Below are 20,839 nucleotides of genomic sequence, written 5' to 3' on the forward strand. Positions count from 1 at the left end.
AGGTCGTCGTGCAGGTCGTCGTGCAGGTCGTCGTGCAGGTCGTCGTGCAGGTCGTGGTGGAGATCGCTGTGCCGGGCGATCGCCTCGTCGATGTTCGTGACGCAGCAATAGGGTCGACGAGATGACGATCGACTACCAGCGGATCTACCACACGGGCGTGCGCGTGCCGAGTCTCGACGCTGCGATGGCCGAGCTCGGCGGCCCGCTCGGTCTCACCTGGGCCGAGGTTCGCGAGTCGGAGCAGGCGGTGTGGACACCCGACCGGGGCCAGCACACGGTGCCGTTGCGCTACACCTACTCCTGCGAGGGTCCGCAGCATCTCGAGCTGCTCGAGGGCGAGGCCGGCAGCGTGTGGGACGGCCGCGAGCAGCCGGGCGTCCACCACATCGGCGTCTGGGCGGACGACGTCGGGGCCGAGGCCGCTGCCGCACTCGCTGCAGGGTGGACCTGCGCAGCCGCGCAGAAATCACCCGACGACGGGTTCGGGGTCTTCGCCTACGTGGTTCCGCCCAGCGGCATGATCGTCGAGCTCGTTCAGGCCTCGGTTCGCCCGATGTTCGACCAGTGGTGGGCCGACGGACTGGCCACTGCCGCCCGCGATGCAGCATCCTGATGCCGATGGACTTCGATCTCGATCAGACCGATCACCTCCTCAGCACCACGCGTGCGGTCCGCAAACGGCTCGACCTGACCCGACCGGTCCCACGCGAACTGGTCCTCGACTGCATCCGCATCTCGACGCAGTCACCCGCAGGAGGCAACTACCAGAAGTGGCGCTGGGTCATCGTCGACGATCCGGACAAGAAGGCCGTGATCGCCGACGCGTACCAGCGGTCGTACGCCCCCTACATCGAGAAGCAGAAGGCGGCGGTCGCCAAGGCCGGCAACGCGGCGCAGTCGAATCCGATCATCGACTCGAGCACCCACCTCGCCGAGGTGCTCGCCGACGTCCCCGTCCTGGCGATCCCGTGTGCGCTCGGGAGCCCAGCCGACGCCGGCGACCTCGGTGGCGGCCAGCAGGGTTGGTGGGGGTCGGTGATCCCTGCGGTGTGGAGCTACTGCCTGGCGGCTCGATCTCGCGGTCTGGGCACGGCGTGGACCACGCTGCACCTGCCGTACGCCGACGAGGTCGGTGAGGCGCTCGGCATCCCCGATTCGGTCACGCAGCTCGCGTGCATCCCGACGGCGTACTACACCGGCGACGACTTCAAACTCGCCAACCGCAAACCGGCCGAACAGGTCACCTACTGGAACTCGTGGAAGCAGGCAGACATCGATGGATGACGGAAAACGACCCAAGATGCAGATCGGCGTGGTCTACCCGCAGACCGAATTGCGCGGCGACCCCGACGCGGTGCGAGCGATCGGCCTCGCCACCGAATCGCTCGGCTACGACTACCTGCTGGCCTACGACCACGTGCTCGGCGCCGTCCACGCCGATCGTGAGCCTGCGCTGCGCGGTCCGTACACCGAACACGACCCGTTCCACGACCCGTTCGTGCTGTTCGCGTACCTGGCCGGGATGACCGAGCGCATCGAGTTCGCGACCGGCGTCGTGATCCTGCCGCAGCGACAGACCGTGCTCGTCGCCAAGCAGGCGGCCGACCTCGATCTCCTGTCGGGTCAACGGCTGCGCCTCGGCGTCGGCGTCGGCTGGAACTACGTCGAGTACGACGCGCTCGGTCAGGAGTTCACCACCCGAGGGGCGCGTGCCGACGAACAGATCGGCTACCTCCGCCAACTGTGGACCGGCGAGATCTTGGAGTGGACCGGACGCTTCGATGCCATCGATCGTGGGGTGCTGATTCCGGCCCCGACCCATCAGATCCCGATCTGGGTCGGCGGGTTCGGACCCGCTGCGTTCCGGCGCGGCGTCACCCTCGGCGACGGGTTCATGTTCGCTGGCGACGAGGCGAGTGTGATGGCCGCACTCGAATCGGTGCGAGCACTGGCCGAGCAGCACGACGGTGACCGACACCGCGAGCCGAGCGACTTCGGCCTCGAGTTCATCGCCCTACAAGCCGGTTCGGTCGACGCGACGGTCGAGGCTGCGCAGCGTTGGCGGGAGGCTGGCGGCACGCATTTCGCCGCGGTGTCGATGGGCATGGGCCTCGACTCGACCGAGGCTCACCTCGACTTCTTCAGTCAGGTCGCGGAACGTCTCAGTTGACTTCGAGGAGATCGACGACGAAGACGAGGGTTTCGTTCGGGGCGATCACGCCGCCGGCACCCTGCGCGCCGTAGCCCATGTGGGGCGGAATGGTCAGGCGACGACGGCCGCCGACCTTCATCCCCTGCACGCCCTCGTCCCAACCCGAGATGACCTGGCCCTGGCCGAGACCGAACCGGAACGGCTCCATCCGGTCCCACGAGGCGTCGAACTGCTTGCCCGTCGACCACGACACGCCGACGTAGTGCACCGTGACGTTGCAGCCGGCGGTGGCCTCGTTGCCATCACCGACTTCGAGGTCGTCGGCGACCAACTCGGTCGGCGGGGCTTCGGCGGGAATGGTGACGTCAGGCTTCTTCACGGCCGACAACCTATCGGGCGACGTGTAGGCGGACGGCCGCTGGATCGTTGGCGTACTGGCCGATCTCGACCAGATACTCCCCCGGCTCGGTCCACCATCGGCCGTCGCGTCGCACGTCGAGTTGCGACCAGTCGAGGTCGATCGCGACCGACCCGACGTCACCGGCGTCGAGATGCACACTTGCGAACCCGATGAGCCGACGACGGGGACGCTCGACCGTCGAGCCGTCGAGCCCGGCGAACGCGAACACCACCGTCGACCCGGCCCGCTCACCGGTGTTGCGCACCTCGACCACGACGCGCTGCGACTCGACGTCGCGCTCGGCGACTGCGCTAGCGGTGTCGAGCCTGGCGGTGTCGAGCCTGGCGTCGCCCAACTCGAACCTCGTGTAGCCCGCCCCGGCTCCGAAGGGGAACTGCGGCGCGTGGCCGTCACGATCGAGCAGCCACTGACCGTGGAACAGGTCGTAGGTGGCGACGTCGGCGTCTTTGTCGAAGTACGGCAGGTGCGCCGCGTCGGTCGGGATCACGAACGGGAGCCGACCGCCCGGCTCGGCGGCTCCGACCAGCACGTCGGCGAGGCCGTTGCCACCCTCGACACCGCCGTACCAGCCGATGACCAGCGCCTGCACCGAGTCGGCCCACGGCATCATCACCGCGGAGCCGCACTGCACGACGACCACGACCCGGTCGCTGAGCGACGCGGCCTCGGCGATCAACGCTTCATCGGAGGCGCTGAGACGCAGCGACGTCCGGTCGCCACCCGGCGACATCCCCGACGGCTCGGCCGGCTCAGCCGGGACGAGCGTCTCGGGCTCATCGACAGCGGCCGAGCTCTGCGGATCGATCATCGCGCCGGCCGGAATCTCGGACGGAGTGTCTGGCGGAATCCCGGCCGATGCCGCTGGGGGCGTCGCGCCCGGTGTCGCTGTTGGCGCTGCGAACCCGAGGTCGGGGTGATCCATCGGGGGGAACAGCTCCGCGATCAGCGGTGCCGTGCCGGCATCGTCGATGTACTCCCCTTCGTCGTGCTTGGTGTACCCGACGACGACCACGACGAGGTCGGCGTCACACGTCGACGCCCGAACGGACGGGTCGGACAGGTCGTCCGCCGCCGCGATCTTCGCCGTCGGCATCGCCGCACGCAACCCGGCCAGCGGCGTGACGACCGAGGTCGACTTCACGTCCGACGAACCGCCGTCGCCGAGATTCGCCCTGTCGGCGAGCGGGCCGAGCACCACGAGCTGCTCGATCGCCGTTGCGTCGACGGGCAGCAGCTCACCATCGTTGCGGAGCAGCACGGCCGCTGCGGACGCGACCTCACGGGCGAGAGCTCGGTGCGGCGTCGAGCCGATGATCGCCGAGCTCGGGGCTGCGTCGAGCTGTCGACGGAATCGCAGCAACGTCGCGACGATCCGCTGGACACACCGGTCGACGTCGCCGACCTCGAGGTCGCCTGACGCGACGGCGTCGCCGAGACGCATCGCTCGTTGCTGGCGAAACGGCATCTCGACGTCGAGCCCGGCTCTGACCGACGCGACGGCGTCACGGAGCCCGAAGATGAAGTCGGAGACGACGAACCCGTCCCAACCCCACTCAGAGCGCAAGATGTCGGTGAGCAGCATCGCGTTCTCGCCGCACCATTCGCCGTTGACCGAGTTGTACGCGCTCATCGTCGACGCGACGCCCTCGGCCGCGACCCGACGGAAGTGCGGGAGGTAGACCTCGTGCAGCGCCCGTTCGTCGACGGCCACATCGACACGGAACCGGGCGTTCTCCATCGAGTTCAGCGCGAAGTGCTTCATGCACGCCATCACGTGGCGCTGCAGCCCACGCGTGAACGCAGCGGCCATCTCACCGACGTGGTGCGGGTCGTCACCGTAGGTTTCCTGCGCTCTCCCCCACGCCGGATGGCGCAACAGGTTCATGCAGACCGCCCCGGTGAACGTGGCGCCCGCCGCACGCAGTTCGAGACCGATGACGTCGCCGACGCGCTCTTCGACGGTCGGGTCGAAGATGGCGCCCCGGGCCATGCTCACCGGGAACGCCGTCCCGTCGACGATGACCGCGCCCCGCGGCCCGTCCGAGAACTCGAGGCCGGGCACGCCGAGCCGCTCGACCTTCGCCGCCGGCCACGGATGCGTGTAGTACCCGCCCGAGGTCATGTCGACGAGACCAGGCCAGAACGGTGTGTCGCCGTCGAGACAGCCCAACTTCTCGTCGAGCGTCATGGCGGCCACGATCACCGCTGCTTCGTCATGGGGATTCGCACCCTCCTCGACGCGTCGTGCTGCCTGCGAGAACATCGTCGTCATCATTTCATCATCGCCGATCCACCATCCGGCCGGCGTCGCGGTCGGGGTGACGATCATGCTGCGCCGCGCGTCGGCAGTCGGTCGGGGACAGATCGAGAGTGGAGCGTGCCGTTGGGGAGCCGAACGGTCACGTGCCTGCTGCGAGGATCGAGCCGTAGTCGCCATCGCCCTTCGTGCACCCGGTGGTGATGGAAACTGCACAGCGGCAACAGATTTGCGAGATCGGTCGCGCCGCCCTCCTCCCACTCGTGGAGATGGTGGACGTGGCATCGATCGAAGTGTGCGTCGCAGCCGTCGATCGCGCAGGTTCGGTACCAGGCCCGCAAAGCAGATCGTTGCGCGCTCGTGGCAAGCCGGCGCGAGCGGCCCACGTCGAGCACCTCGCTCTCGCCGCCCAGGACGATCGGCACGATCTTGGCTTCACACGCATGCCGGCGCGCTGTCTCGGCCGGAATGGGCGACCCGTCGGAGTACTCGCAGATGGTGTCGCCGTGGCGCCCCTGCGTCAGCGTCCGGTAGTCGATGAGGACGGCCACTTCGGCCGGACCCATGCCCGTCGCGACCGCCTCACCACACACCACGGCTTCGAGCGCTCGCGCCAGCAACTGGTCACGTCGCAGGCCTCGATGCTGATCGAGCTTGGTGAGCGCCGCCGCTTCGTGATCGAGCGCTCGCCGTATCTTGTTGCCGGCCTCGGGAGTGAGCCGGGCGTACAACGTGTGCATGCCGGTCTCGGTGTCGATGGGCCCGCGTGGCATCATCGGCTTGCCGTTCGGCTCGATCGAGCCCGTCGTCGTCGGTGATCTCGTCGACGATCGTGTGCAACTTGCGGCGGAACGTCTCGGGCAAGAACGACGCTGCGAGCTCGGTGATCTCTGCATCACGAGCGAAGAGCTCGGCGCGATGTTCGTCACCGAGTCGGCCGGCGACCCCGGCCAACGCATCGGCGTGTTCGGCGCCGACCTTGCCCTGGCCGAGCGCGTCGTTGAGCCTGGGAGCTTCACCGAGCGTTTCCGAGCGACGCTCGACCTTCTCGGCGGAGCGGCGTGACGAGCGACCCTGCCGACCGAGCACGTCGACGGCCGGGACGCTCTGACCGGATTCGTGCAGCTCCGTGAGCCGTCGTGTCAGCGCCGCTTCGATCTGATCGGTCTTGCCGCGAATGATCGAGATGTCCCGCAGGGCTCCTGCGACGGCACCCATCGACATCGACGACACGTCGATCCGATCGAGACGCTCGAGTCGTGCGGCCACTGACATGACAACATCATAGCGAACATCTGTTCGCTTGTATATACCTGCACATGGTTTTTTCAGATCACTAGACGAGGGGCGATCGCTCTCGGCGATGGCGAATCGAACACAGCGACGCTCATGCGGCGACGCCAACACACGACGACGCTCCGCCCTCGACACATCGGTGGCTACGGTGCACATGGTGCCGTTCACGTTGCTGCCCGCCGTCGATGTCTCCGTCGGCCGCGCGGCTCGGGTCACCGGCGGCGACGCAGCCAGCGAGGCAGACGTCGGCGACGCGCTCGGCGCAGCGCGTGCATGGCAACGCGACGGCGCGGACTGGCTGCATCTGGTGGATCTCGACGCGGCATTCGGTCGCGGTACCAACGCATCGCTGCTCCGTGCCATCGTCGCCGATGTCGACATGCAGGTGCAGTGGTCCGGTGGCGTCCACCACGACTCGGTCCTCGACGTAGCGCTCGCATCGGGATGCGACCGCGTCGTCGTGAGCACCGCAGCGCTCCACGACCTCGACTGGTGCGCCCGCGTGATCTCCGAGTACGGACCACGGATCGCCATCGCGTTGGACGTCCGCATCGAGCTGCTCGACGACGGGACACCCGACTACCGGCTCGCACCGAGAGGCGGAGGCGGAAGCTTCGGCGGTCTGTGGGACACGATCCGGCGCCTCGATACCGAAGGCTGCTCACGGTACGTCATCACCGACGTGTCGCGGGACGGGTCGCTCGACGGCCCGAACATCGACCTCTACCAGTCGGTCACCCGGGTCACCGGCACGCCGGTCATCGCATCCGGTGGCATCGCGACCCTCGCCGATCTACACGCCCTCGCCCGGATCCCCTCGACGCCGCCCAGTGACCGCGCACCCGACCGCGCAACTGGCCGCGCACCCGACCGGGCGGTGCACAGCGGCTCGCTTCCAGGCGACTCCACGACGAACCGCACACGACCAGTGCTCGAGGGAGCCATCGTCGGCAAAGCCCTGTACAGCGGGCGCTTCACGCTGCCCGCAGCCCTGGCCAGGGTGGCCGCCGAACCCGGCGACGACTGACCTTCGTCGTCGCCCCGATCCTGGAAGGGGTCGCCCGCTGCCGACGCCGACAAAGACCACGCCGACGACCACGACAGCGACGGCCACGACAGCGACCATCACGACAGCGACGGCCACGCCGCCGCAGCGGGGGCTCGTTCGACGATGGCAGACTCACGTACGTGCAGATCAAGGAGTTCGTGGTCGGCGACGGCGAGCAACTGGTCGCCTTGTTCGCCGAGGTGCTCCCCGACTCGCCGACGGCGCTCCTCGCTGCGCTGGACGAACCCGAGTCGTTCCTCTCCCAACCGAGTTCCTTCGCGCTCGGGGCGTACGTCGGCGAATCGGCGGCCGGGCTGGCCTGGGGGATGCAGATGCGATCGCCGAGCGGGCGCCTGACCACTTATCTTCACGAACTCGACGTCCACGAACGCTGGCGCCGCCGCGGCATCGGGACCGCGCTGGTCACCGAGGCGATGTCGCTCGCTCGCCGCACCGGATCGACCAAGTTCTGGCTCTCGACCGGCGGGCACAACGACGTGGCGCAAGCGCTGTACGCGTCGCTCGGCGGGGGCCGCAAGCCGCTCGGCGACGTCAACTACTGGTGGGACCTCGACTGAGGCACTCGCAGGCACCCAGCCGGGCCACGTCTCGTCAGTACACTTCGTCGATGCAGGTGGAGGCAACGCAGGTGGAGCCGACCCGGCTGATCCCGGCCGACGTCTGGGCCACGATCCGCGAGCTCGGCGTCGCTCGACGTTTCGAGGATGGCGACGTGCTGCTGCATCACGGCGGCGAGGGCCGCTCGTGTTATGCGATCCGATCCGGCATCGCCCTGGTCACGGTGACGTCGACGCAAGGAGCGACGCTCGTCCTCGGGCGTCGTGGGCCCGACACGTTGGTCGGCGAACTGGCAGCGCTCGAAGGCGCCCCTCGTTCGGCGACGGTGACCGCGAAGAGCCAGCTCGACACCTACCGGCTCACCTCGGATCAGCTCCACGCGACACTCGAGCGCCATCCGGACTGGGCGGTGTCGCTGCTCGAACACCTCGCCGGCCGAATCCGCTCGCTCACCGAGCGGTACGCACTGCGCAGCGAGGATCTTCGCCGGCGGGTCACCGAGGTGTTGTCGACCCACCTCGAGGAAACGGGCGATCCCGTCTTCCGGTCCAGCAGAGAGGAACTCGCCGGGTGGGTCGGAGCCACCCGAGAAGCGGTGATCCGATGCCTTCAGCAGATGCGGGCCGACGGGGTCGTCCTGCTTCGGCGAGGTTCCGTCCAGTTGGTGCAGGCGACCCCGATCACGCGCTGATCTCGATCCCTGCCGACCGCAGCGCGTCCCGTGGCCTCGGACCCGAGCCCGGCGTTTACCTGACGACGGACCGGTCGCCGCGCACTTGATCCGCACGGACGCCACTGTGTCGAGCGGGTCGAGGAGCGGCACTACGGTGGCGGTCTCGTCGAACTCGGGAGGAAGTCGATCATGGGTACTCACGTTGACGTCGTCATCGTCGGAGCGGGTCTGGCCGGACTGAACGCCGCATGGGAGTGCCAGAAGCGCGGGGCCAGCGTCGCCGTGCTCGAGGCTCGCGAGCGAGTCGGTGGGCGCGCCTCGACGGTGACGGAGTCGTACAACAGCCGCCCCAGCCATTTCGACGAGGGGGCACACTTCATCGGCGACGAGCGGTATCAGGGACGAATCTGGAGTCTGTGCAAGGAACTCGACGTCGAGGTCTTCCCCCAGTACGACGGGCCCGACACACCGTCGTGGGTGCCCGGAAGTTCGCTTCCCTTCTGGGCTGGCAAGGGCGCGAACCTGCAATGGAACGGATCCAGCTTCGACGCGTACATCGGAGGAACGATCCCACCGAGCACCGCAGGCCAGCACTACCTCGCCTACCTCGAACAGCTCAGCGAGTCGGTGCCGCTGTCCAACGTCTCGCGCATGCCCCAGGCCAAGGAATACGACGCGATGTCCGTGTGGGACTGGGTCACCACGATCAACCTGCCTGGGTACGGACCGGCTCCCGACTCGTTCCAGGCGCTGGCACGGATGCTGTGCCGAGTCGGCTTCTCGACCGAGCCGGAGAACATCAGCATGCTGTGGATGTTGTTCTACATCAAGTCGAGCGGCGGCCTGCAAGTGTTCCAAGCACTGCGTTGGCCCGTGCAAGGTGCTCAGGGCTATCGAGTCAGGAACGGCGCGCAGTCCATCGCAGCCGCCGTGCAGCGTCGGTTGCTGGCAGCCGACTCAGGGTGCATCCACGAGGGTGCCCAGGTCGTGTCCGTCGTCGACGACGGCACCGAAGTCACCGTCGAGACCACACAGGCAGGCACGTTCGTCGGCAAGCAGGCGCTCATCGCCATGGCGCCGCTGCTGTGCGAGAAGATCTCGTTCACGCCGGCGTTGTCACCCGCTCGAGTCGCAGCGACGGCAAACATGGCGAACTCCTACATGATCATGGTGTACGTCACTTTCGACGAGGCGTTCTGGCGAACCAACACGACGATGTACCCGAACGGCACCGTCAATGGAGTGCCGACCGAGAACATCTCTCGGTTCGGACTGTCCGGCGACGCGTTGTTCGTCGACGGCCCAGTTGTGTGGATGATGGACAACACGTCGGCCGAGGGTCAACCGGCGGTGTTCGCCTTCCTCGTCGGCGACGAAGGCCGAGCATTGGGTGCAGAACCTCTCGCGAAGCGGCAGGCAGCGGTCCTCGACGTCATGACGAAGACCTTTGGTCCCGACGTCGCCAAGTACAACCCGGTGTATCACGAGAAGAACTGGAACCTCGATCCCTTCTCCGAGGGCTGCCCCGCGTCGCATTTCAAACCCGGCGGGTTCCTCGACTCCTTCGAGCACATCTTGCTCACTGGCCTCGGACCCAAGCCGCACGGAAACGTCCACTTCGCATCGACCGAGGCGGCCACGATCTCGAACGGCTACATGGACGGTGCGGTGTGGGCCGGCCAAGAAGTGGCGGCGAACATCCTGAGCGCGCTCGGAACGACAGCCGGGGCCACACCGTCGCTGGCTCGACAGATGGAGATGGAATGGTGTGTTCGAACCATCTTCGGCGCCGTTGAGGCACAGGATCCGATGATGGAGTGGCCCGCGCTCGCTGACGACGTCGTGTTCCACCCTCCAGGCGGCAACGCGCTGGGAGGCGGGCCGTACCTCGGCCAGGGCGGCACGGTGGCGTTCTACGAGCGGCTCGGCACCTACATCAGCCTCACGTCGGTCGACCTCGAGACCATCACGATCGACGCGGTCTCGAACACCGCCTACGCCTCGTGGAGCAACGCCGGGATCGTGAACACGACCGGAGCACCGTTCCGCGGCGTCAAGGCCGGCATGTTGTTCAAGTTCAGCGATCCTTCCTCACCCGATGTCGTCATCGTCGAAGACTGGCTGCTGATGGACGTCGAGCTCGTCGACGCGATGGTCGATGGACGGACGATTCCGTCGGTCGAGCTCCCACCTGCGTCGTCACCCGCCTCGTCACCCGCCTCGTCACCCGCCTCGATCTCGGCCCCGGAGTCGACGACGGGCTCGATGACGACGGATGTTCCGCTCCATCCATCCACAGCGGTCTCGCAACTCACCGCAACCCTCCTCCCCGAGCTGACGATCGGGCCGCGTACGCTGATGTACGGCCCAGGAGGGGCGCGATGGCCGACCGGTCCGTTCCAAGGCCCTGCAGGTGCCGACGAATTCCTGCGATACGTCGCCGCAGTCCGCATCATGTCGGCGACCACGACGAACATCGCCGTCGACCTCGAGTCGCTCACGATTCAGCTGACGCTCGACATCACCGGGACGGGTGCATCGGGTTCGGCCTACAGCCAGCCGCTCCTCATCCTCGGTCGGATCGCGAATGGAACCAGCCCGATGGAGATCGCGGAAATGCACTACCTGACCGACGCGTCGTCGTTCAACTGACCACTCCTACACCGTCCAGGCGAACGGTTCATCGATCGCGAGCTCCCCGAGCAGCCGTTCGAGCTGACGCTGATGCAGCGCTGACTGCTCAGCCGACGAAGCACCTCGCGTCGAGACGACATGGTGCGCCCGCGCAGCGTCGAAGGGCATCCGCAGACGCTCGGCGAGACGAAGACTTCGACGCCACGAGCGGCGCGCAGCAGCCGGGCGACCCGCCATCATCTGAAGGTCTCCGGCAGTGAGCAGCGCTCTCGGCCCACCGATCGGCGACACCTTCGCACAGCGACCCGCGAAACGGTCCACCGCTCGCGCCCGCTCCGACGAACGCTCGCTCGCCGGATCCCGTCGAGAGGCCGCGAGCACGGCGTCGTGGAGATAACTCGTCGTGCAACACATGTAGCTCTGCAGGCTTCGCAGGCCCTCCACTTCGACCAGCGCCTCGTCCACTGCCGCGATCGCGGCACTGTCGTTGCCGCTGTGGAACTCGAGGAGTGCAGTGGTTGCCAGGTAGGCGACCACGTTGCTCGCGCTCACTTGTTCACGCGTGCCCGCCTCACCGAGCAGTCGCCCGAAGGTGTCGAGCATCTCGCCCAGATCGTCGACCCGATTGAGGCTGCAGAGAGCCGACACGCGGCCGAAGCCGCCCCAGACCTGCGACTGTGCCACACCTCGGTCACGCCCCCAATCCCAGACTCGCTCGTCGATGGCATCGGCCCGGCGGAACTCCCCGAGCATTCGATGGACGTTGCCGAGTCCTCCTGCAGCCGTCTCGAGCAGCTTTCGTTCGCCGCCTTCCGTCGCCGCCGTCATCGCACGTTCATAGTGTTCTCTCGCATCGTCCCATCGCGCCTCCCCGAACTCGTAGGTTCCGACGAGCAGCAGAACACGGGCCCACGTCGACGGATCGTCGAGTTCCGCCGCCATGTCGATCGACGCCCGGCTGTAGTGGTCCGCCTGCCGGGTCCACGAGGGTGTCACCGCCGCAGCGATCGCGAGGTTCGATTGCAGCATCGCTGCGACCGGCGAGGCCCCGGGCAACCGCAGCGCGAGATTGGCGCCGGCGACCGTGGCATACATCGCCGCTTCGAGACGATGGTAGTTGTAGTGGATCTCAGCCAGGAGTGCGTACGCCTCGGCGACCGCTGTCGTCTCTCGCTCGTCATCGATCGGTGGGGCCTTTCCTCGTCGAACCCTGGTGTGGCGGCCGAGCTGGCGGAGCAGTCCGACCGACGTCTCGAATGCCGTCCCGGGCATCGGTTCGTCGAGCGTCGCCACGGCCGCCGAAAGATGCGTCAACGCCGAGCTGTAGTCGCCGAGGTCGACCTCGACCTTGCCGATCAGATGGAACCAGCGGGCACGACGCTCGTCGTCGGCCAGATCCGGACGGTTGTCGACCCGTGCGAGAACGTCGAGGAGGAGCTCTCGGGCTTCCATGCTCGCGTGGTCGTTCACGGCGTTCCGTGCCGCCAGATCCAGATAGTGGATGGCACGGTCGTCGACCTCGGCTCGCGACCAATGGTGTGCGAGCACTGCCGCTTCCGTCTCGGATCCGTCCAGATCCCGTTCGAGCTGTTCGGCGATCGCACGATGGAGTTCGCGTTGCTGGCTGGAGATGAGCAATCCGTACGCGGTGTCGCCGATGATCGAATGTCGGAACCGATGCAACCGGGCACCTGCGACGACCATCGGCTCGAGCAGCCGGGCATCGCAGAGCTCGGCCAACTGGCGATCGAGGTCGGGAATCGAGGAGTCGATCGGGTGCACCGCTGCCAGGAGCCCGTTCGAGAAATCGCGCCCCACGACGCTGGCGACCTTGAGGGTCAGCTGCGTCTCAGGGCTGAGGCGATCGACTCGGCTCGTCACGACGGATTCGACGCCGTCCGGGAAGTCGAGGTCGTCGGCACCGCGGCGCCCCGGCGCAAAATGCGCTCCAGCGGGATCGATGCGGATGACACCCTGGTCTCTGAGCGACAACACCATCTGCTCCGTGAAGAGTGCGTGTCCCTCGGTTCGTTCGAAGACTCGTCGCCCGAGTTCGTCCGACACCGACCGAGCGTCAAGCCGATCAGCGATCAGCCCATCGGTCGCGTCTCGTGACAGCGGGCCGAGCCCGATCTCGATCGAGTCGGCCGAGCCGAGGACACGACGCGCCTCGCTGGGCAGCTCGGAGTCGTCGAGCGGTCGTGCCGCCGTCACGACGAGCGCACCGACGGAGCGCCGCACGAGAAGCTCCAGCAACTGCCACGACGAGGAGTCCAACCATTGGACGTCATCCAGGATCAACAGCGCAGGGTGATCGGCGATCAGATCACCGAGCACCTCGACGAGAAACTCCCGAGTCGTGTCGGCGCGCCCCGTGACATCCAGCCGGGAGACGAACGGCGAGTCGAGCGGCGCGGAGTCGAGCACGGCTCCCAGCAAGCCGGCGCGGCGGTCCTGCCGCCATTTCTCGAGCTTGTCTTGGCACCCGGGGTACGAATCCGGCTCATCGACGAAGCCGGCGAAGAGTTCTCGCCAGGCGCTGTAGGGCTCGGAACGTCGGATGCTGTTTCCCGCTCCGGCGAGGACGTGCAGACCGTTCGTGGCCGCGACGATACGGATATGGTCGATCATCGCAGACTTGCCGACTCCGGCTTCGCCCCGCAGGTTGACCAGCCGGATCTTGCTGCCGACCTCCACCGATCGGATCAAGGGTTCGATCATCGCGATCTCGCGTGTCCGACCGATCAGCGACCGCCGAGCGGCTTGCGGCGCGATCCGGCGGGCGTCGGTCGGGCGATACACAGCAACACGCTCGGCGACACCCTTCAGAACGAGCGGCTCGAGCTCGTCGAACTCGAACGAACCGCACGCGGCATCTCGGGTCGTGGCATCGCAGACCGTGGTGGACGTCGGTGCGTTCTGCATCAGCCGTGCCGCTCGATTGACCACATCGCCGTGCACGGTGTATTCGCGATATCCCGCGCCACCGACCAGGCCGGCGAAGACCGCACCCGTCGACACGCCGATCCGCAGGCCCTGACCGCCTCCCGGAAAGTCGTCTCGGAGACGGGCAGCCAGGTGCACCGCACGCTGAGCGTCGTCCTCATGGCTGCGCAGCGCGGTGCCGAACGCAACGAGTGCCACCAGACCCTTGTCGTCGTAGCGAAGGTAGACGAGGTCGCCCTCGTAGTCGGAGATCGCTTGCTGCATCGAGCGATCGATCCGTTGTGCCGTGGCGAGCGGCAGCACCGAGGTTCCCTCCTGGATCAAGACGAACATCGCCGTGACCCGGCGGAACTCTGCCAGCCAAGCTGCGTGGTCGAGCCGGAGCTGCTCGAGCGTGCCGACCGAGACGAACGCATCGAGCAAGCGGCCATCCACCGAAGCGAGTGTGTGCGGTCGCGCCGGGGTCAGCGGAGCGCAGCTGACGACGCGCCAGCAATCGTCGCCAACCTCCACGACCTCCAACATTGCTCCTCCGTCGACGACGCACGACGAACTCGCCACGACATCTCCGACAGATGCGTGCGCGTCGGCCGCCTTCACCTGGTCCCAGACCGATCCGCCGGCGAGCAGATGCCAACGTCCGTCGACACCACCGACCCGATCGAGCACCAGAGCACCCACGCCCACAGCGATGCGCTGCGCCATCAACCCGAGCGACGGATCTCGCGACGAACGCACGCGCTGCTGGATCTCGTGCGCGCAACCGAGCGCGTTGCGTATGGCGAGTGTTCGATCGTCGAAGAGGTCGGTGGGCCACGCGACGATCGTGGCATCACCGGCGAAGCCGTGGACCAGACCGCCCCATCGACCCACGACGTCGAGCATCACCTCGAAGTGTTGATCGAGTCGACTGGCGACCTGCTCGGCACCACGACGATTCTCGAGGACGAGGCGTTCGGTCCAGGCGGTGAACCCGGTGACATCCGCGAACATCAAGACGCCCTCACACTCGTGGCGCGCCATCTCCGGCGCGAGGTCACCCGAGCCGAACCTGCCGAGGGCGTAGGCGGCGAGCTGCGACACGAACGGTTGTCGCTGGACCGGCCCATCGCTCCCACGGAGGTTCATCCCCAGCTCATGATGGAGCCGAGCCGGTCGCAAGTCAAGCGACACACGTTGACGCAGACGGCTCGGATCGGCTCGCCGACGCGGAACATGGGTGCCGGGCCACAGCCCGACACCCATGCTGCTTCACGTCACCCGGTCAGCAGGTGATTAGGTTGAAGTCCCCGTCCAGCACGTTGGCGCAGGTCGCCGACGCCGATCGGGGCCCACGCAGGATCGTGTTGGCGACCTTTGCTCCACCGTTGAACTGGTGGTTGATGCTGAAGGTCGACCCCAGGAGCAGGGAGTCGCGGATGTCCGGTGACCCGTTCGAGGAGTTGAACCCGATGCTCGTCGTCGCGAACTCTGCCGCTCGGGCATCGATGCGAGTGAACGTGCCGCCCGGCGCACCGGTCGGCGTGTCGTAGAAGATGCCTTCCGCCCGGACCGGGGCCGTCGCGACGAGGCGGGCATCGGAGACTCTCGGTGTCCCCGAGGCCGGCATCGCGAGCGCTTCGCCCGTGGCGTTGACCACGATGTCGACGTTGGAGACCTCGGGGTTCGCACTGATGGCCAGTCCGTAGGCGAAGTTGGTCCCGTCGGACGTGATGCGCACGTCGTCGATCAGCGCCGACGACGCCACCGACATTCCGGTGACCCGACGATCGAAGCCGGTCCCCATGTCGACGTCGACCACCAGGTTGCGGAAGGTGACTCGGCCGCCGCCGGCGTCGGCCAGGATGCCGTAGCCGTAGCGGACGGTGTCGTTCGCCGATGCGTTCTTCACGGTGAGACTCCGGAGTTCCGCCGTCACGGTCCCGGGCACGTGAACGGTCGCCGCCGTGGGGCTGTCGATCGCGTTGCTGCCGGTTGCCGAAATCGTCGTGAGATTCGGGCCGCTTCCCTCGATGTCGACGAAGCTCTTGAGCGTGACACGTTCGGCGTAGTCGCCCGGTGCCACCTGCACGAGGTAGCGGTTGGCCGGACCCGCATCGGTGATCGAGTCGAGCGCTGCCTGGACGCTGGTGAAATCTCCGCCGGCAGTCGCCACCCAGATGACGTTCGCCGGGCTCACCGAATCCACGCCGGGAGCACCCTGCGGTCCCGTCGCTCCCGTTGCACCCTGAACTCCCGCGGGACCAGCCTCGCCCGCAGGACCAGCAGGACCGACCTCACCCGCAGGACCGACCTCACCCGCAGGACCGGCAGGACCCGCCGGACCCGCCGGACCCGCCGGACCTTCGGCCCCGCCGGACGCCGGAACGTAGTAGCCCACGACATCGGCAACGAGGTCGACGGTTCCCGACTCTGCGTAGAACGCGATCGCCCCATCCGCTGAGAGGCTCACATCCACCTTGTTCGGTGTCGGCGGCTGTCCGGCCACCCAGTTCAAGCTTGCTGCGGTCGGCAGTTCTTCCCCGTCCGGATAGACGGTGAGGAACGAGCGCGCCGAAGGATTGAGGGCGGTGACGTTCATCGCGACCGCGGTTGCGTCCGCCGGGATGATGCAATCGCCATTCGCCCCGGTGATCTGTTGCGTGTAGGGCTGACCGCCGACGAGCGGCGTCGATCGCGGACCGACGTTGTTCGCGCCGGGTCGAGAATCGAGCAGCCGACACGGTGTGATGCCGACGAACGACGAGGGCTCGGTCGTCGCCGCCGATGCGAACTGGATCGCCGTCCCGGCGCCAAGTCCGATGGCCACGGTCGCTCCGATCGCGGCCCAACGCGTCCGCAACAATCCCGGGTTCGCTCGGGGTCGTCGACGCCGGGTCGACGCGCCCCCGTGGGCGTGGGACTCGCCGTCGGCATTCATCTCGCCATGTGCATTCATGATGACTCTCCTTCTGGTGGTGTGCTGGTGGTCTGCTGATGAATGCAGCATCCAGATTTCGGGCCGAGCCGTCTGTGATGACGATCACTTCCGCCGAAACAGTTCGCCGGGCCCCAGCGACAGAGTGGGTCTGACCCACTCTGTCGCTGGGGATGGCGCGCGGCGCGATGGCTAGCGTCGGCGCATGGAGATTCCCGAGGGCGACCCGACGAGCCCGACGGCGCTCGAGGCACTGCATCCTCTCGCCGTATCAGAGGTGGAGGTCACGTCGTCGCTTCGCCATCGTGAGGCGTACACACAGCGCGGGTTGCACACCGTGCTGTGGCACGAGCCGACCGGCGACGTCGAGAGCCTTCCAGCGGCGATCGTCGCGTGCGGTGGCGCGATGGGTGGCCTGCTCGGCCCCGGCCACGGGCTGTACCAGCGGCTCGGCGACCGGTGGGCAGCGCGCGGCGTGCGGTTCCTTCGCGTCGGCTACCGCGAGCCCAACAACCTCGACCTGTGTGCACACGATCTCGCTGTCGGCGTCGAGTTGGCCCGAGACGCCGGCGCCGAGCGCGTCGTGGTGATGGGCCACAGCTTCGGCGGCGCCGTGGCGATCCGTGCGGCCGTGGTGATGACCGGATCGGTCGCCGGAGTCGTCACGTTCGCCACCCAGTCAGGCGGTTGCGAAGTCGCCGGGGCACTCGCTGGGCGACCGCTGCTGCTGTTCCACGGTGACCGCGACGAGATCCTCCCGATGGAGGCCAGCGAGGTCGTCCACGCGATCGCCGGCGCCGGCGAACTCGTGACCCTCGAGGGCGACGGTCACCTGCTGGCGAAGAGCGACGACACCATCACCGAACGGCTCGATCAGTGGCTCCCGAGCGTGCTCCGCGTCACGGATTCGTGAGCAGATCGATCAGCGACGACGTGTCCCATCGCTCACCGCCACGGGCCTGGACCTGCGCGTAGAACTGGTCGATCAACGCGGTCATCGGCAAGCGGGCGCCGTTGCGGCCGGCTTCGTCGAGCACGATCGCCAGATCCTTGCGCATCCAGTCGACGGCGAACCCGAAGTCGAACTCGCCCGCCGCCATCGTCGTGGCGCGGTTGTCCATCTGCCAACTCTGGGCAGCACCCTTCCCGATGACCTCGACGACCTGGTCGATGTCGAGCCCGGCCCGCGTCCCGAAGTTGACCGCCTCGGCGAGCCCCTGGATGATGCCGGCGATGCAGATCTGGTTGACCATCTTGGTCAACTGCCCCGAGCCGGCCTCCCCCATCAGCACGCACGATCTCGAATAGATGTCGAGTACCGGAGCGATCCGATCGAACACGTCGCTCTGATCGCTCCCGCACATGATGGTGAGCTGCCCGTTCTCGGCTCCCGCCTGGCCGCCCGACACCGGTGCGTCGACGAACCCGATGCCGCGTTCGGTACACGCTTGCGACAGCTCACGGGCCAGGCCGGCCGACGCCGTGGTGTGATCGACCAGGATGCTGCCCTCGGTCATGGTCGAGAGCGCCCCGTTCGGCCCGAGCACGACTTCGCGTACGTCGTCGTCGTTGCCGACGCACACGAAGACGGCTTCGGCGTCCTCGGCGGCTTCAGCCGGCGTCGGCGACGCCTGATGGCCGTTCAGCGCCACCCACGCCAACGCCTTCGCGGCGGTGCGGTTGTACACGCGGACGCGGTAACCCGCCCGTGCGAGATGTCGCGCCATCGGCGCTCCCATCACGCCCATGCCGAGAAACGCCACACGAGGCGGCCCGTCGTCGATCATCTCGGCGACTGCGTCGTCGTCGAAGCCTGCACCGTCCTCATCACTCATCTCGTCGAGTCTGACACGCACGCTCACGTACGAACGACGAGCGATACCGATGTCACGTCGGCGCCGCCAGGATGGCACGCCGACAACAAGCGACTGCGATGATGACGGTGTGTTCGGACCGCCGGTTCAGCTCGCCTACGTCGTCGACGACCCGCACGACGCTGCGCGCCAGTGGGAAGAGCGGTTCGGGGCGGGACCGTTCGTGGTGCGCGAGCACATCGAGGTGACCGACGTCCTCCATCGCGGTTCGCCCTCCGTCTTCGACCACACCAGCGCCTACGGATGGTGGGGGGCCACCATGATCGAGCTGTTCTGCCAGCACGGCGACGCACCGAGCGCCGTCAGCGAACGTTTCACTCCGGGCAGCGGCGGACTCCATCACGTTGCGTGCTTCGTCGACGATCTCGACGAAGCACTGGCACGTGTCGATGCGGCCGGACTCGAACTCGCGATGACCGCTCGAGCCGGAAACACACGCTTCGTGTTCGTCGACGACGTCGCCGCACGCGGCCACTACTGGGAACTCTACGAAGGCACCGATCACCTCCGCGCCTTCTACGCACACATCGAAGCGCTGCATCGGGCGAGGTGAGACGAGCGCGAGCCAGCCCGACGGATCGGCGAACACACACTCGGTGATGCGATGCCAGCGGGTCCGTCAGATGGCAGGATGCATCGGTGGAGACGATCGAACTCGAGTGGACGGTGCTGACCTGGAACCTCCAGGGATCGAAGCACACCGACATCGACGCCGTCGCCCGTGCGATCGTCGCCCAGCGGCCCGACGTCGTCGCGTTGCAAGAGGTCCGACGAGACCAGGCCGTGGCGCTGGCGCGCACCCTGTCGATGCGCTTCACGTGGGCGTTCAAGCACCATCCGTTCTCACCGTTCTTCATCAAACGTTCCGAGGGAGCGGCGATTCTCACGCCCCATGCGCTCGACGCAGCCGCCCACACGGTCATCAGCGACGAGTTGTCGAAGCGCAGCTACAAGCGACGCATCGCCCAGTGGGCACTGGTCGGCCGCCCCGACACCTCGGCGTATCGGATCTACAACGTGCACTTCTCACCGCACGACGCCGTCGAGGAGCGTCGCGCCGAGGCGGAGCGAGTGAGCGACCTCGTCGTCGAGCACGGCGACGCTCCCCCTGCAGTCGTCGCGGGAGACCTCAATGCCGGCCCGGGCGAGGACGTGATCGGTCTCCTCCCGGGAATCGAAGCGATCGAGGTGCCGCCGACGAACCCGTCGGACGCGCCGACGCAACACCTCGACCATGTCCTCGTCCCGCCGGAGGCACGCCACGTCTCGGTCACCGTCCCGGGATCCTCACCCGAATGGAGCAGTCTGTCCGATCACTTGCCGGTGACGGTGCGCTTCACGCTCGACTGGGTCCGCGGCGACTGGCCGCCCGGAACCTGAACTCCTCGCCCGCCGCGCTCACGGTCACGCCCCGGCCCGAGCCGGACGCGTGCCACGAGCCGGAGGCGTGCTGCGGCCGCTACTTCTTCTTCTTGGCGGCGTCGTCGCCGTCTTTGAGGACGCCCTTGGCGAGCGCGTCGTCGAGGTACTCCTCAGCCGCCTCGGCCGACACCTTCAGCGCCGGCGAGATCTCCGAGATCAAGTTGACGCGAGCACGCTCGTACATCGTGCGCTCCGCCGCCGACAGCGACGCGTCACGATTGCGGGCCGCGAGGTTCCGCACCACCTCGGCAACCTGGTACACATCGCCGCTCTTGAGCTTTTCCTGGTGGTTCTTGAAGCGACGGCTCCAGTTCGACGGCACACGCGGGTCGGGCTTGGCCAACACGGACACGAGGTCCTCGAGTTCGTCGGCCGACACCGGCGGACGCACGCCGACGTCGTCGGTCTTGTCGATCGGCACCTTCAACGTCATCTCGTTGATGACCGTCTTGAGAATCAGGTACTCCTGCTTCTCGCCGAAGAACTCCATCTTCTTGGTTCCCTGCACCACGCATGCACCGTGCTGGGGATAGATGACGGTTTCGCCCTTCTTGAATTTCACGCAATACCTCGCCCTCGTCGGGCAGCTCGGGGGGAGCCGCACAGTGGCGGCGGCCCCT

Annotated in this window: 18 protein-coding genes; 11 read left to right on the forward strand and 7 right to left on the reverse strand. The window is 67.3% G+C overall.

The genetic code is table 11. From position 1 onward, the window contains the following. Positions 1-121 precede the first annotated feature (121 nt). From ACE37B_RS24600 to ACE37B_RS24610, 3 genes are read left to right on the forward strand one after another with little or no spacing between them, the layout of a single operon-like run. Positions 122-613 (forward strand): VOC family protein, encoded by a 492-nt coding sequence (locus ACE37B_RS24600; RefSeq protein WP_409926000.1) that lies wholly within the window; start codon positions 122-124, stop codon positions 611-613. 5 nt (positions 614-618) lie between these two features. Next, positions 619-1,284: a nitroreductase family protein gene (locus tag ACE37B_RS24605; RefSeq protein ID WP_409926001.1), complete on the forward strand. Its 666-nt coding sequence runs from the start codon at positions 619-621 to the stop codon at positions 1,282-1,284. Between the two features lie 16 nt (positions 1,285-1,300). Beyond that, a complete protein-coding gene (locus ACE37B_RS24610; RefSeq protein WP_409926022.1) occupies positions 1,301-2,170 on the forward strand; it encodes an LLM class F420-dependent oxidoreductase in 870 nt (289 codons plus the stop codon). Here ACE37B_RS24610 and ACE37B_RS24615 read toward each other — a convergent pair. From ACE37B_RS24615 to ACE37B_RS24625, 3 genes are read right to left on the reverse strand one after another with little or no spacing between them, the layout of a single operon-like run. Beyond that, positions 2,163-2,531: an FKBP-type peptidyl-prolyl cis-trans isomerase gene (locus ACE37B_RS24615; RefSeq protein ID WP_409926002.1), complete on the reverse strand. Its 369-nt coding sequence runs from the start codon at positions 2,529-2,531 to the stop codon at positions 2,163-2,165. The genes ACE37B_RS24610 and ACE37B_RS24615 overlap by 8 nt on opposite strands. A 10-nt stretch (positions 2,532-2,541) precedes the next feature. Continuing rightward, on the reverse strand, positions 2,542-4,845 hold the full coding sequence (locus ACE37B_RS24620; protein ID WP_409926003.1) for a glycoside hydrolase family 3 C-terminal domain-containing protein: 2,304 nt from the start codon (positions 4,843-4,845) through the stop codon (positions 2,542-2,544). A 53-nt stretch (positions 4,846-4,898) separates the two neighbouring features. After that, complete coding sequence (locus tag ACE37B_RS24625; RefSeq protein ID WP_409926004.1) at positions 4,899-5,570, reverse strand: DUF222 domain-containing protein; 672 nt, start codon at positions 5,568-5,570, stop codon at positions 4,899-4,901. On the opposite strand from ACE37B_RS24625, the gene ACE37B_RS24630 reads away from it, so the two are divergent. The 5 genes from ACE37B_RS24630 to ACE37B_RS24650 all read left to right on the forward strand — a co-directional run bounded on the left by ACE37B_RS24630 (position 5,569) and on the right by ACE37B_RS24650 (position 11,078). Beyond that, positions 5,569-5,895 (forward strand): hypothetical protein, encoded by a 327-nt coding sequence (locus ACE37B_RS24630; RefSeq protein ID WP_409926005.1) that lies wholly within the window; start codon positions 5,569-5,571, stop codon positions 5,893-5,895. The two genes, ACE37B_RS24625 and ACE37B_RS24630, sit on opposite strands and share 2 nt — an antisense overlap. 385 nt (positions 5,896-6,280) lie before the next feature. Then, positions 6,281-7,153, forward strand: a complete 873-nt coding sequence (locus tag ACE37B_RS24635; RefSeq protein ID WP_409926006.1) for a HisA/HisF-related TIM barrel protein — start codon at positions 6,281-6,283, stop codon at positions 7,151-7,153. Between the two features lie 161 nt (positions 7,154-7,314). After that, positions 7,315-7,752: a GNAT family N-acetyltransferase gene (locus ACE37B_RS24640; RefSeq protein ID WP_409926007.1), complete on the forward strand. Its 438-nt coding sequence runs from the start codon at positions 7,315-7,317 to the stop codon at positions 7,750-7,752. A 50-nt stretch (positions 7,753-7,802) separates the two neighbouring features. Continuing rightward, a complete protein-coding gene (locus tag ACE37B_RS24645) occupies positions 7,803-8,444 on the forward strand; it encodes a Crp/Fnr family transcriptional regulator (RefSeq protein WP_409926008.1) in 642 nt (213 codons plus the stop codon). A gap of 171 nt (positions 8,445-8,615) precedes the next feature. Beyond that, positions 8,616-11,078, forward strand: coding sequence for an FAD-dependent oxidoreductase (locus ACE37B_RS24650; RefSeq protein WP_409926009.1), 2,463 nt, complete (start codon positions 8,616-8,618; stop codon positions 11,076-11,078). 6 nt (positions 11,079-11,084) lie between these two features. On the opposite strand, the gene ACE37B_RS24655 is transcribed toward ACE37B_RS24650, so the two are convergent. Together ACE37B_RS24655 and ACE37B_RS24660 are read right to left on the reverse strand one after the other, a co-directional pair. Further along, positions 11,085-15,134, reverse strand: coding sequence for an AAA family ATPase (locus tag ACE37B_RS24655; RefSeq protein WP_409926010.1), 4,050 nt, complete (start codon positions 15,132-15,134; stop codon positions 11,085-11,087). Positions 15,135-15,270: 136 nt separating this feature from the next. Then, entirely contained in the window at positions 15,271-16,944 is a 1,674-nt protein-coding gene (locus ACE37B_RS24660; RefSeq protein ID WP_409926011.1) for a hypothetical protein, read from the reverse strand. 184 nt (positions 16,945-17,128) lie between these two features. Here ACE37B_RS24660 and ACE37B_RS24665 point away from each other — a divergent pair, with 184 nt between their 5' ends. Continuing rightward, positions 17,129-17,836: an alpha/beta hydrolase gene (locus tag ACE37B_RS24665; RefSeq protein ID WP_409926012.1), complete on the forward strand. Its 708-nt coding sequence runs from the start codon at positions 17,129-17,131 to the stop codon at positions 17,834-17,836. Here the strand turns inward: ACE37B_RS24665 and ACE37B_RS24670 are convergent. Then, entirely contained in the window at positions 17,823-18,710 is an 888-nt protein-coding gene (locus ACE37B_RS24670; protein WP_409926023.1) for an NAD(P)-dependent oxidoreductase, read from the reverse strand. The two genes, ACE37B_RS24665 and ACE37B_RS24670, sit on opposite strands and share 14 nt — an antisense overlap. 157 nt (positions 18,711-18,867) lie before the next feature. On the opposite strand from ACE37B_RS24670, the gene ACE37B_RS24675 reads away from it, so the two are divergent. Both ACE37B_RS24675 and ACE37B_RS24680 read left to right on the forward strand, forming a co-directional pair. Next, positions 18,868-19,350 carry a VOC family protein gene (locus ACE37B_RS24675; RefSeq protein WP_409926013.1) on the forward strand — a complete coding sequence of 161 codons (483 nt, stop codon included), beginning with the start codon at positions 18,868-18,870 and terminating at the stop codon, positions 19,348-19,350. An 86-nt stretch (positions 19,351-19,436) separates the two neighbouring features. After that, positions 19,437-20,177 carry an endonuclease/exonuclease/phosphatase family protein gene (locus ACE37B_RS24680; protein WP_409926014.1) on the forward strand — a complete coding sequence of 247 codons (741 nt, stop codon included), beginning with the start codon at positions 19,437-19,439 and terminating at the stop codon, positions 20,175-20,177. Positions 20,178-20,256: 79 nt separating this feature from the next. Here the strand turns inward: ACE37B_RS24680 and ACE37B_RS24685 are convergent, their stop codons facing one another. Next, positions 20,257-20,781, reverse strand: coding sequence for a CarD family transcriptional regulator (locus ACE37B_RS24685; RefSeq protein ID WP_409926015.1), 525 nt, complete (start codon positions 20,779-20,781; stop codon positions 20,257-20,259). Positions 20,782-20,839 lie beyond the last annotated feature (58 nt).

Source organism: Ilumatobacter sp. (assembly GCF_046290335.1).
Taxonomy (GTDB): domain Bacteria; phylum Actinomycetota; class Acidimicrobiia; order Acidimicrobiales; family Ilumatobacteraceae; genus Ilumatobacter_A.